The following is a 14,398-nucleotide window of genomic DNA, read 5'->3' as shown; positions in this document are numbered from 1 at the left end:
GCCGGGAAACAGACTTGTTAGCAGGAGCCGACATGTTCACACGCAACCGCGTTGTTAATAGTCCCACCACGACATACCGGCAGGAGGATTCATCCATGTCCCTCGTCAACCTGGCACGTTGGGCGGCGCTCGCCGCGCCCCGATGTCTGATCATTCTCACGATCCTGGCCGTGCTGGCCGGGCCGGCGTTGGCCGGCCCGATCATGGGTCCGGAGGATGACCCCTATGAGATGATCGAAAACCGGGTGGAGAAAGTGCCCGAGGATGCCGCCAAATCCGTTGCGGTCAATCCCCTGGCCAACGACGTCACGATCACCCAGATCGATCCGAGCGGGTTCCCCTACATCTGCTCGTATGTGACGATCACGGGCCCGACCGGCTACCCGCTCGGCGGCCTCGATGACGACAGCATCTGTGTCTGGCAGGATACCAACAAGATCGACTCGTTCTCGGTCGTGCAGACACCGGTTGACTCCTGCATCACCTCGATCTGCCTTGTCATCGACGTCTCCGGGAGCATGAGTTCGGGCGGGAAATTGACGGCCGCCAAGAATGCCGCCAAGAATCTGGTCCGGCACATGGATCAGTACGATCGCATGGCGATCGTCAAGTTCTCCAGTTGCTACTCGGTGGAGCAGGTCTTCACCAGCGACACGACGGTGTTGATCAACAAGATCAATGCGCTCTCCGCCGGCGGATTTACGGCGGCGCTGGACGGCATCTGGGCAGGCACCAATCTGACCATCCCCGAATTCGGCAGCAAGGCGGTGATCGCGCTCTCGGACGGGATGGAGAACAACTCCGAGAACTGCGGCGCGCCGCCGGACGGGTTGGATGACGGATTCGCGGATGACTCCGCCCTGATCGTGAATCTCGCCCTCGGGGCCGGCATCCCGATCTACAGCATCGCGCTGGGCACCAGTTTTGATCCCCAGTATCTGCGCGGGCTGGCCAATGGTTCGGGCGGCGACTACTTCCATGCCCCGACCGGCTCCCAGCTCGATTCCATCTACAACGAGATCAAGCTCCGTCTCTGCAGCCGCTACCTGATCTGCTACACGAGCCCGGACACGATCCGCAACGGCGACTGCCACGACGTCATCATCTGTCGGCACAATGCCGACGGCACCTGCACGCCGTGCGACACCGGCAACTACTGCGAGCCGTTCCCGCCGGTGATCACGATCGACGTCGACACAGTGTGCCGTCGTTGGGAGACCCCGCTGCCGATCTGCGCCACGGTCACGGATTCCGACACGCCGCCGCAGGACCTGATTGTCCGCCTCTTCTATCGCATCGGCGCGGTCGGATCGTACGCGGACGTCCCCATGTCGCGCTCGGGGAACACATTCTGCTATACGATCCCGGCAGCCATGATCCCATGTGGGACCGACGAAGTGGACTTCTACATCACGGCCTCCGACGGCCAGTCGACGGTCGCCAGCCCGCCGAATGCACCGGTCGGACACCATACCATCTACATCTGTCCGAACCATCCGCCGGTCTGCAATCTGCCGAATGACACGACGATCACGTTGTGCGACGGCGACACGACCGTGTGCTTCCCTTACAGCAAGCCGTACGATCCCGATTTGAATCTCGCCCATTGCAGTGTCCGGTTGTTGAGCGGTCCGAAGGACGCGAAGTGCACGGACGAAGTGTGCTTCACAGCCCCGATCTTCGAAGGCACTTACGTCGTCGAACTGACATGCGTCGACTCCTGCGGGCTCACCTGCGCCGACACATTCCGGGTCACCTTCGACATCAACGACCCGCCGGTTTGCACGGCGCCCAATGACACGGCGATCTACCTATGCGCGCCAGCCGAAATCTGCCTGCCGGTGATCAGCACCGACCCCAACGGCGATCTGCTGCGCTGCGAGGTTGTCGCCGGGCCGGGGCAGGTGGACAATGGTCAGTGGTGCTATACGCCGTCCGGCGACGAAACGGTCAGGGTCACGATCCGTTGCACCGACCCCTGCGGCGCCTACTGCGAGACGTCCTTCACGGTCACGGTCAATATCAACGAGCCGCCGGTGTGCGGGGCTCCGGACTGTGATTCCGTCAAACTCAGCGGTCATTTCACCATGGCGTTCGGTGGGGCGTCGTACGATCCCAGCGCGGGCACGTCCACGTGGTGTTACACGATCATCTGGGATGGCACAGCCCCGGCGCTCAGCCATCTGATCATTGAGCTCTGCTCGGAGCTGAACGCGGGCAACCTGGTCTCCTCCACCCCGGCCGGCGCCACCATCGGCGCCGATGGGTCCACCGGCTTGTATGGGATCAAGTGGGACACACCGAACGGCATCCCGGCCAACACACCGGTGCAGTTCTGCTTCACGATCAACCGCGTGCTGGCAGTCGAGCAGTCCGATTTCGCGCCCAAGGCCGGGAGCAACATCGGCATTGCCACCATTTGCGGGGCCTCGGTCCTGTGCCAGCCACCGGTCCCGCTGTTCACCGACACGACGATCGCGATGTGTTCCCCAACCGAGGTGTGTTTGCCCCTCGGGCCCGTCGGGGATCCGGACGGCAACCTCGAGGGTTGCGAGCTCATCAGCGGCCCCGGGAAGCTGGTCAACGGACAGTGGTGCTACACGCCAACGGGGAATGACACGGTTCAGGTGGTGGTCCGCTGCGTGGACGAGTGTGGCGCCTACTGCGAGAGGCGCTTCCGCGTCATCTTCAAGGTGAACCTGCCGCCGGTCTGCGAGTTCCGCACCCCGGCGCCGCCGCAGTGCACGCCGCCGATCTTCGTCGTGCCGTTCACGTCCACCGATCCCGAGGGCCAACCGACCAACTGCGTCCTGTACGGCCCCGGATCGATCAACGGGAACGTGTACCAGTACATCCCGACCGGCGGCGAGACAATCCATGTGATCATCCGCTGCTACGACGAATGCGACTCCTGCGAGATCGCCTTTGAGGTGACCTTCCCGGTCAAGCAGCCGCCGCTTTGCATCGTCCCGAACGATACGACGATCTTCCAGTGCCAACCCGCCGAAGTCTGTCTGCCGGTTAAAGCGACCAGCATTAATCCGCCGACCATCTGCGAGGTGATCAGCGGGCCGGGCCGGATCGTCGACAGCACCTGGTGCTACACGCCCACGGGTGATGAGACGGCGACGGTCACGGTGCGTTGCCTCGACTTCTGCGAGGATTCGTGCGTTGCCACCTTCTCGGTGAAGTTCGTGATCAATGATGATCCGGTCTGCGTTCTGCCGAACGACACGACCATCTTCCTCTGCGAGCCGCAGGAGGTTTGTCTGCCGGTGTATGCCACCGACGCCAACGGCAACCTGCGCGAATGCTCGCTAGTCGCAAGTCCCGGCACGTTTGTCAACGGGCAGTGGTGCTACACGCCGAAGGGGGATGAGACGGTCGAGGTGAACGTCCTCTGCGTCGATTCCTGCGGCGCCGAATGCCGCGGCCTCTTCCGCGTGCACTTTATGGTCAACCGGCCGCCGGTCTGCGGGATGCCGAACGACACGAGCTTCTTCCTCTGTGATCCCGACACGACGATCCGGTTCGACTGGCTCTCGGATGATCCGGACGGCAATCTGGCCCACTGCGAGCACCGCTTCCTGTCGGGGCCGGTCGAAAAGAGCTGGTCCAATGCCTGGATCTTCTTCCCGCCGATTCCGCCCGGGGTCTATGTTCTGCAGGATTCCTGCATCGATTCCTGCGGCGCCATCTGCGTCGACACGATGACGGTCACGATTCAGGTCAACCACCCGCCGGTCTGCCACATGCCGGGGGACACGACGGTCTTCGTGTGCGGACCGGACACGGTTTGCATCCCGTTCTATTCGACCGATGAGGACGGCAATCTGGCGTACTGCACCTTCGACACCAAAGGCGTTCCGCCCGGTTTCCTGCAGGGATATCAGTTATGCGGATATGACCTGCCGCCCGGCCCGTATGAAGTGCCGATTGTCTGCTACGACTCATGCGGTGCGGTGTGCCGGGACACGATCCGGTTCACGATCGTCCGGAATGATCCGCCCGAGTGCCATGTCCCGAACGATACCCTCATCTTCCAATGCAAGCCGGAGGAGATTTGCCTGCCGGTCTTTGGAACCGATCCGAACGGCAATCTTGTCTCCTGCCGCCTGCTCAACGGCCCCGGCACGCTGGCCAACGGCCTGTGGTGCTACACGCCGACCGGCGACGAGGATGTCAGCGTGACGGTCGGCTGCGTCGACTCCTGCGGCGCCGTGTGCGAGAAGACATTCCGCGTGCGGATCAACCTCAACGAGCCGCCGACCTGCACGGTCCCGAACGACACGACGATCTTCCTGTGTGAACCGGGGGAGGTCTGCCTGCCGTTCTCGTCTGACGACGCCGACGGGAATTTCTACTACTGCGAGATCGTCGCCGGTTCGTGCGAACCGTGCAAGGACCCCAACGGCTGCAAGACCGGCGGTCAAGGCGCGTGGTGTTGCTACATCGATCATGACACGACGATCGTCGTCACCATCCGCTGCTATGACGATTGCGGCGAGTACTGCGAGAAGACGTTCACCGTCAACGTCCGGCTGAACCGTCCTCCGGTCTGCGATATGCCGCGCGACACGACGCTCTTCCTGTGCGACGCCGACACCACGGTCTGCTTCTCGGCGGATTCGCCGTACGATCCGGACGGCAACATGGCCACCTGCCAGATCCGCCTGCTGAGCGCGCCGACCAAGAACAGTACCGTCGAGGGAATCCGGATCTGCTTCAATCCTCCCATCGTGGAGGGCACCTACGTAATCGAAGAGCTGTGCATCGACTCGTGCGGCGCCGTCTGCGCGGACACGTTCACGGTGACGTTCAACGTCAACGATCCGCCGGTGATCACCTGCCCGCCGGATCTGACCTTTGACTGCGATTCGATCGGCGATTTCGGCTGGCCGACGGCGACGGATGATCAGCCCGATCCGAATATCACTTTGGTCAGCCGCGACTCGGTGCCGAGCGGCGACTGTCCGCAGGCGTACCGTCTCGTGCTGAATTACGTGGCCAGCGACGAGTGCAACGCCATCGACCGGTGCCAGCAGGTCATCACAGTTGTTGACCGGACGGCGCCGGTGGTCGTGTGCCCGGATCCGCTGTTGTATGAATGCGACGAGGTACCGACGGTGTTCCCGATGCCGACGGTGACCGACAACTGCGATCCCCAGCCGACCCTGAAAGAGATCGGCCGCGCCTCGTCGACCACGATTGAGTGTCCCCAGGGATATCACCTGACGATCATGTGGGAAGCGATGGACCACTGCGGCAACGCCGACACCTGCACGCAGGTGATCAACGTCGTCGACACGACGCCGCCGCAGTTGACCTGCCCACCCGACACGCTGGTCGAGTGCGACGATCTCCAAGAAGTCGAGGCGTTGAAAAACGTTCGCCTCGGCGCCGACCCGTTCAAGGGCGACGGGTACGACTATCGCTTCGGTCGGCCGCAAGTCAAAGACAACTGCGATCCGGAGCCGCTGTACGGGTTGGTGAACATCTACCCGATTGAACAAGGGGATTGCCCCTACCGGCTGGCGTACCGTCTGGTCTTCCTGTCGAAGGATCATTGCGGTAACATTTCGGATTCCTGCTTCCAGACAGTCTGGGTGACCGACACGACGCCGCCGCTGATCGTCTGCCCGCCGGATACGACGATCGAGTGTGACGATCTCCCGGCCGGCTTTGACGCCAAGATTCCGGTTCCCGGATTCCCGTTCGGGACGCCGACCGCACGCGATAACTGCGATCCCGATCCGTGGATTCACATCGTCGATGTGCAGCCGGGCGGCGAGTTCCCGTGCAAGGCCTACTATCGAATCGGCTATGTCGCGACCGACACATGCGGCAACACGTCGGAGCCGTGCTGGCAGACGGTCTACATTGTAGATACGACACCGCCCGCGATCACCTGCCCGCCCGACACGCTGGTGGAATGTGACGAGTTGCCGACCGTCAACATCCAGAAGGGCGGCGGCCCGTCGCCGTTCGGCTGGCCCACCGCCGAGGACAACTGCGACAATGACCCGCGTATCGAGATCGTCTCCGTGGAGCGCGGTGGTGAGCCGCCGTGCCGCTATTTCATTCGCCTGGGATTCCAGGCCTTCGATCTCTGCGAAAACGCCTCCGACACGTGCTTCCAGCGGATCTTCGTGGTCGATACGACACCGCCGGAGCTGACCTGTCCGCCGGACACCGTCATCGAGTGCGACGAATTCACACAAGGTCAGTTGGATGCGCTCAAGGCGATCCCCCCTGGCAAGGGGCTGGAGAACGCCGTAGTGCAGTTCCCGTTCGGCGAGCCGATCGTGAGGGACAATTGCGATCCGGAGCCGCTGGCCGGAATCGTCGGCGCCTATGTGACCGACACCAGCCGCTGCCACTACGTGGTTCGCCTCGTCTACCTGGCGGCCGACCACTGCCAGAACTACTCCGACACCTGCTCGCAGGCGGTGATCATCGTCGACACGACGGCGCCGCAGATTGTCTGCCCGCCGGATACGCTGGTGGAGTGCGACGAACTCATTCACGTTCAGGCGTTGAAGGATATGAAGCCCGGTGACTTCCCCGGGTACGACTTCCGCTTCGGCCGGCCCAGGGCGAATGACAACTGCGATCCCGAGCCGTTGGTCGCGCTGGTCAACATGTACCCGGTCGAGCAGGGCAACTGCCCATTCCGGTTGGCACTCCGCATGGTCTTCCAGGCCGCGGATCACTGCGGGAACATCTCTGATTCCTGCTACCAGATGATCATCGTGACGGATACGACCCCGCCGCGGATCGTCTGCCCGCCGGATACGTTGATCGAGTGTGACGACATCGCGGGCAAGAATCTGGTCGTCAACGTGGGCGATGTGGTCTCCCCGTTCGGCTGGCCGACCGCCGTCGACAACTGCGATCCCGATCCGTGGATTCACATCGTCGACGTGCAGCAAGGCGGCGAGCCGCCATGTCAGTTGACGCTGCGCATTGCCTACATGGCCACCGACACCTGCGGCAACAACTCGGAAATCTGCTGGCAGTCGGTGACCGTGGTCGATACGACTCCGCCGCAGATCGTCTGTCCGCCGGATACGGTGATCGAATGCGACGACCTGCCACGCGCCGACATCGATGCGCTCAAGAGCCGCACCGCCGATCAGGCCCTCAAGGGCGGCGATCCGAACTTCCCGTTCGGAACCCCGACGGTCACGGACAACTGTGATCCCGAGCCGTTCGCCGGATGGTTCTTCGCCGGCGTCGACGACAAGGATCCCTGTTACATCATCTTCAGTTTCGGTTACTTGGCGGTCGATCACTGCCGTAACTTCTCCGACACCTGCTATCAGCGCGTCATCGTCGTGGACACGACGCCGCCGGAGATCACCTGCCCGCCCGACACGACGATCGAGTGCAGCACATGGGATGGCACCAAGACGCTCGAATCGTTCAAGACATCGAAGTCGTGCCTGAGCAGCGATCCCGGATCGACGCCGTGCGGCTGGCCGACGGCCACCGACAACTGCGATCCCAATCCGGGCATCTGCTTCGTGAAGATGCGCGTGAACACCAATGATCCCTGCGACGTGATCATCCAGCTTGGGTTCATTGCCACCGATTGGTGCCGCAATGTGTCCGACACCTGCTGGCAGACGATCCACGTCGTCGATACGACGCCGCCGGTGGTCACCTGCCCGCCGGATACGACCATCGAGTGCGACGAACTGCCGGAATTGAAGGTCGGCGGCGAGTCACCGTTCGGCCAGCCGACTGTGGTCGACAACTGCGATCCCAACCCGGTCGTCGAGTTGGTCGGCGTTGAACAGGGCGGTGAGTTCCCCTGCAAGGCGTTTATCCGGATCGGCTTCTCGGCCTACGATCGCTGCGAAAACCATTCCGACACCTGCTGGCAGACGGTCTACATTGTAGACACAACGCCGCCGGCGATCACCTGCCCGCCCGATACGGTGATTTCGTGCGATGAATACAATCCGCAGCCGCCGCAGAAGGGTGACGGACAGTCACCGTTCGGCTGGCCCACCGCTGAGGACAACTGCGACAACGAACCGCGTATCGAGCTGGTTTCGGTTCAGGCGGGTGGTCTCCCCTGCCGGGTGTTCTACCACCTCGGCTATCAGGCGGTCGACAAGTGCGGCAACTGGTCCGATACCTGCTGGCAGACGGCAATCATCGTCGACTCGACACCGCCGGAGCTGACCTGCCCGCCGGATACGGTAATCTCCTGCGACGAGATTCCGGAGACGAAGCTCGCCGCCGTGAAGGCGGTCCGTCCCGGCAAGGGGCTGGAGAATGCCCTGCTGCAGTTCCCGTTTGGGGAACCGATCGTGACAGACAACTGCGATCCGGAGCCGTTGGCGGGGATCGTCGGTGCGTATGTGACCGACACCAGCCTCTGCCACTACGTCGTGCGGATCGTCTACCTGGCGGCCGATCACTGTGAGAACTTCTCCGACACCTGCTCGCAGGCGGTGACGATTGTCGACACGACCCCGCCGATACTGACCTGTCCGCCCGACACGCTGGTCAATTGCGACGACCTGCAACGCGTCGAGTCGGTGATGAATCTGAAGGGCGACGAGTACGACTTCCGCTTCGGCCGGCCCACGGCGATCGACAACTGCGACCAAGAACCGCTGATCGCGCTGGCCAACATGTACGTGCTGGAGCAGGGGGATTGCCCGTATGACCGGGCCGTGCGGCTCGTCTTCCTCGCGGCGGATCACTGCGGCAATGTCTCGGATTCGTGCTATCAGACGATCCGGGTGGTCGACACGACCAAGCCGGTCGTGGTCTGCCCGCCCGATACGCTGATTGAATGCGACGAAGTTCCCGACGCCAAGAGCCTGAAAGGTCTGGCAACCAACGGATTCTACTTCGGGACACCGACGGCGACCGACAACTGCGATCCTGATCCGTGGATTCACATCGTGGACGTGCAGCAGGAGGGCGAGTTCCCGTGCCAGGCCATCCTCCGGATTGCCTACGTGGCAACCGACACCTGCGGCAACACCTCCGAACCCTGCTGGCAGACGATCCAGGTGGTCGACACGACCCCGCCTGTGATCACCTGCCCGCCGGATACCGTCATCTCGTGCGATGAGAGACTCGGCGGAGATGCCAAGTCGTTGCTGGCCATGAAGCGGTCCGTGCGCAGTGACGCGCTCAAGGGCGGGCACGAGTATGACTACAGATTCGGCCGGCCCAGCGTGACCGACAACTGCGACCCCGAGCCGATCTACGCTCTGGTCAACGTCTATCCGCTCGAAGAGAGCCCGTGCCGTTCCGTCATCCGTCTGGTGTTCCAAGCAGCCGATCACTGCCAGAACATTTCGGATTCCTGCTACCAGAACCTGATCATTGTGGACACCGTGCCGCCTCAGATCACCTGTCCGCCCGATACGTTGGTCGAGTGCGATGAGATACCGTCCGGGAAGGATCTGCAGACCGTCACGAACAACTGGCCGTTCGGCACGCCGACGGCCAAAGACAACTGCGATCCGCAGCCGCAGATCGTCCTCGGCCGGGTCGAGGAGGGCGGCCAGTATCCGTGCGCGGCGTGGCTGCGCATCGGCTTCCTGGCCATTGACGCCTGCGGTCTGAAATCCGACACCTGCTGGCAGACGATCCGCATCGTCGACACGACGCCGCCGGTCATCACCTGCCCGCCGGATACATCGTTCTACTGCGGCGACATCGAGGCGCTCAACAAGATCAAGGCGCTCAAGGCGCAGGATGTGCGCAGCGCGACCAAGACAGTCGACGGTCCGTTCGGTACGCCGATCGTAATAGACAATTGCGATCCGGAGCCGCTCTGGGCGATCGTCAATGCCTATCCGATCCAGATCGAGGAGTGCCCGATCATCTATCGGATCGTGTACATGGCCGCGGATCACTGCGAGAACCTCTCGGATTCGTGCTACCAAGACGTGTCCTTCAACGACACGACACCGCCGATCTGCCACGTGCCGCCCGACACCAGCATCTTTGTCTGCGATCCCACGGTGCCGATCTGTCTGCCGGTCTGGGCCGAGGACGATTGCGGCACGGCGGAATGCCGGCTGGTTGAAGGGCCCGGCGAACTCGTGGAGGACAAGTGGTGCTTCACGCCCACATCGATGCCGGCTTCGGTGTCGGTGACCGTGGCCTGTGTCGATCAGTGCGATAACGAGTGCCGCGGCACATTCACGGTGAAGTTCCGTTACAACCAGAAGCCGTTCATCCAACTGCCGCCGGATCAGACGATCACGCTCTGCGAACCGGATACCATTTGCTTCGGGCCGATTCCGGAGTTTGACCTCGATCACAACGGCGCCTTCGACCGGACCAACATCGGCTGGGTCGACGACCGCACCGATCGGTTCTGCTTCGTGCCCGACACCGGCGGCGTGTACACGATCATTGTCTGTCTCGTCGATTCGTGCGGCGCGGAGGCGTGTGACACGATGCACGTCACCGTTCGCTTGAATCACCCGCCGGTCTGTCACCTGCCGAACGACACGACGATCTTCATGTGCGAGCCGCATGAGGTCTGTCTGCCCGCGGGCGCGACCGACGAGGACGGGAACCTGATGTACTGCCGCCTGCTGGGTCAAAGCCCCGGCAGCTACAACAACGGCTTGTGGTGCTACACGCCCAAGGGGAACGAGACGGTCGAAGTCGAGTTCGGCTGCATCGACTCGTGCGAGGCGCGGTGCGAAGGGAAGTTCACGGTTACCTTCGTGATGAACCAGCCGCCGATCTGTCAGGTGCCGAACGACACCGTCATCTTCCTCTGTGAACCGACGCTGATCTGCCTGCCGTACGGAGCCATCGATCCCGAGCAGGGTCCGGTCCGCTGCGGGATCGTGACCGGCACGCCCGGCAAGTCGTTCGGCAACGAGTGGTGCTTCGACGCTGAGGCGGATACTTCGCTGACGGTAACGATCCGATGCGAGGACACCTGTGGCGCCACCTGCGAGAAGTCGTTCCACGTGGTGATCGATGTGAGCGAGCCGCCGGTCTGCCCGCCGGTCAATGACACGACGATCGTGCTCTGCGATCCGGTGGAAGTGTGCATCCCTGTGGGCGTGGTCGGCACCATTCCGCCCGCCTCCGCCGTTCCGATCACAACGCCCGGACTCTCACCCATTGGCGGCAACAATAGCAAGACTATGCACCGTCCGAGCAGCCCCGGTGGGGCCTCGGTCGGCACCTCCTCCGGTTCGCTGGAGGCCGGCACGCCGAGCTGGTGCCAGGTCATCTCCGGACCCGGCGTGCTCAGTGGCGGATACTGGTGCTGGACGCCGCCCGACCACGACACGACCGTCGTGGTGACGATCCAGTGCACCAACGAGTGCAAACAGACGTGCGAAGAGGACTTCACGGTCCACTTCGACATCAACGAGCCGCCGACCTGCAACTTCCAGCAGACGACACCGCCGGTGTGCACACCTCCGGTGGACTTCGTGGCGTTCACCTCGACCGATCCGGAGGGCGGCGCGACCGAGTGCACGCTCTACGGCCCCGGCGAGTTGATCCCGGGCGGCTGGCAGTACGTCAGTCCGACCCCCGGCACCACGGCCATCGTCACGATTGTCTGTTACGACGACTGCGGCGACTCGTGCGTCATCCACTTCGAGCGCGTCTATCCGCAGCCGCAGCCGGCCGAATGCCACGTGCCGAACGACACCACGATCTTCCTGTGCACGCTGAAGACCGATTCACTGCCGGTCTCCGGCGGCTCGGAAGAGGCCCACTGCCGCATACTCACTGGGCCGGGCGTGATCCGCAACGGGTTCTGGGTCTACACGCCGACCGGCGAACAGACAGTGAACGTGAGTGTCCGCTGCGCCTCACTCTGCGACTCGTGTGACGGCCGGTTCTCGGTGACGTATGTCGTCAACGACGCGCCGATCTGTCAGGTGCCGCGCGACACCACGATCCGGCTGTGCGAGCCGACCGAGGTCTGCCTGAACTACGGCGCCACGGACGCGGACGGCAATCTCCTCTACTGCCAGATCCTCGGCGAAGACAAGGGCGAGGGTGGCCAGGGTCAGTGGTGTTTCTTCACCGATCACGACACGACGGTAAGCGTAACCGTGCGATGTGAGGATGACTGCGGCGCCGTCTGCGAGAAGACGTTCCAAGCGACGTTCGAGATCAACGATGCGCCGAGCTGCAATGTGCCGCGCGACACGACGATCTTCCAGTGCGTGGCAGCGCAGGTGTGTCTGCCGGTCTCCGGCACCGATCCGAACGGCAACTTCGAGAGGTGCAGCATCACCAGCGGTCCGGGGACGCTCTCCGGCGGCAACTGGTGCTACACGCCGACGGGAGATGGCGTTGCCAACGTCACCATCCAATGTGAGGACTCCTGCGGCGCCGTCTGCACCAAGACGTTCCATGTCACCTTCGACATCAATGACGGGCCGGTCTGCAACGTGCCGCATGATACGACCATCTTCCAGTGCACGCCGACACAGGTCTGCCTGCCGGTGTCGGCGACCGACGTCAACAACAACCTGACCGGATGCCGGATCATGACCGGTCCCGGGCAGTTGATAGACGGGAACTGGTGCTACACGCCGAGCGGAGACCAGACGGTCACGGTCACGATCCGATGCACCGACGCCTGCGGCGCCGTCTGTGAGAAAACGTTCCATGTGACGTTCAACATCAACGACGCGCCGATCTGTCAACTGGGTGAGTTCACGCAGCCGTCGTGCACAACGACCGTCATGTTCGTGCCAATCACCGCCACCGATCCGGAACAAGGCGCCGTGACCTGTGAGTTGGCGGCCGGACCCGGCCAGATGGTGCCAGGGGGCTGGCAGTACACGCCGGTGCCCGGACAGAACTTCTCGGTGACCATCCGTTGCCGCGACGTCTGCGGGGCCATCTGCGAGACCCAGTTCAGCGTCGCCGTGCCGCAGTGCGCGCCGCCGATCTGCGATCTGCCTTCAGACACATTGATCCGCCTGTGTACGCTGACGCAGGTCTGTCTGCCGGTTCAGGCCAGTGGCCAGAACCCACCGATCACGTGCGCGGTTGTGAGCGGACCAGGCCAGATTTCCGGCGGCAACTGGTGCTACACACCGACCGGCGCCGGTACGGCCAACGTGACGATCCGCTGCACGGACGCGCTCGGCAGCTTCTGCGAGGGTTCATTCCAGGTTCAATTCGTGACGAACACGGCGCCGACGTGCACTGTCTGGCCGCGCGACACGACGATCGTCCTCTGCCAGTGGCCGTCGCAGATCTGTCTGCCGGTGGCGGGAACCGACGTCGACGGCAACTTCCGCTCGTGCCGGGTGGTCAGCGGCCCGGGCTCGATCGTCGGCGGCAACTGGTGCTACACGCCGCCGAACGAGAACGAGATCGTGGTCACGATCCGCTGTGAGGATAGCTGCAACGCGTATTGTGAGAAGACCTTCCGCGTGCAGCCGTACCAGAACGACCCGCCGTCCTTCCGCCTGCCGGAGGACACGACGGTGTCGACGTGCGGATCGCAGCAGATCTGCATCCCGATCACCTTCCGCGACGACGAGGGGAACTTCACCGGCGCCCAGGTCATCAGCGGGCCGGGGCAGATGAACGGTAACTCGTGGTGCTACACGGCGACCGGCAGCACCACATTCAACGTGACGATCCGCGCCACCGACGGCTGCGGCGCCACGGCCCAGCGGACGATGACGGTGATCATCAATTGGGTCTCCTCACCGACCTGCGATCTGCCCGACAATCGGACCTATATCCTCTGCCAGGCGGGAACGCTCTGTCTGCCGACCTGGAGCACGGGCCCGGCGCCGATCGGCGTCACCTGCACTGTCCAGGACGGGCCAGGGTACATCAGCGGCAACTACTGGTGCTACTATGCCAGCGCCAACACCACGGTCAACATCACGATTCGGTGCACGAATGCGTGCGGCGAGGTCTGTACGACGTCCCGCACGTACAAGATCGAGATCGATCCGGCGGACTGCCAGGGCGGCGCGGCCGGAGCCGACTTCACACCCGGACCGGCACCGGAGATGGCCGCGGCGCTGCCGGGTGACGTGGATCACTCGGGCGTCGTTGACCTGGTCGACCTGGCCAAGCTGATGCATTACCTGCGCCGCTCCAACACCGGCATCAAGACCGGGACGGGCGCGGTGCGGTCGGCATCGCTGCCGGATCGCGGGATATTCGACCTGCAAGCGGCTGACGTCAACTGCGACGGCACGGTGAACGACGCCGATGCCGACTACCTGTCGAGCTACCTGTTCGACAGCGGCAAGGCGCCGTGCGCCGATCAGGCAAAGAGCACCACACCACCGGTCAAGTCACCGACCCGCGTGGGTGGCTCCTCCGCCGGCAACTAACCGTCGCCAAGACCGAACGGCGAAACATCAACGGCCCCCCGGATCACCCGGGGGGCCGTTTT

The 14,398-nt window shown here is 63.3% G+C and carries 1 protein-coding gene; it reads left to right on the top strand.

Going from position 1 to position 14,398, the window contains the following annotated elements:
- Nucleotides 1-95: 95 nt before the first annotated feature.
- Entirely contained in the window at nucleotides 96-14,336 is a 14,241-nt protein-coding gene (locus AB1792_01410; GenBank protein ID MEW5700875.1) for a VWA domain-containing protein, read from the top strand.
- Nucleotides 14,337-14,398 lie beyond the last annotated feature (62 nt).

This window comes from Candidatus Zixiibacteriota bacterium (genome assembly GCA_040752595.1).
Taxonomy (GTDB): Bacteria; Zixibacteria; MSB-5A5; order WJJR01; family WJJR01; genus JACQFV01.
The sequence above is the reverse complement of the archived record's forward strand: the minus strand, read 5'-3'. Positions and strand labels throughout refer to the sequence as shown.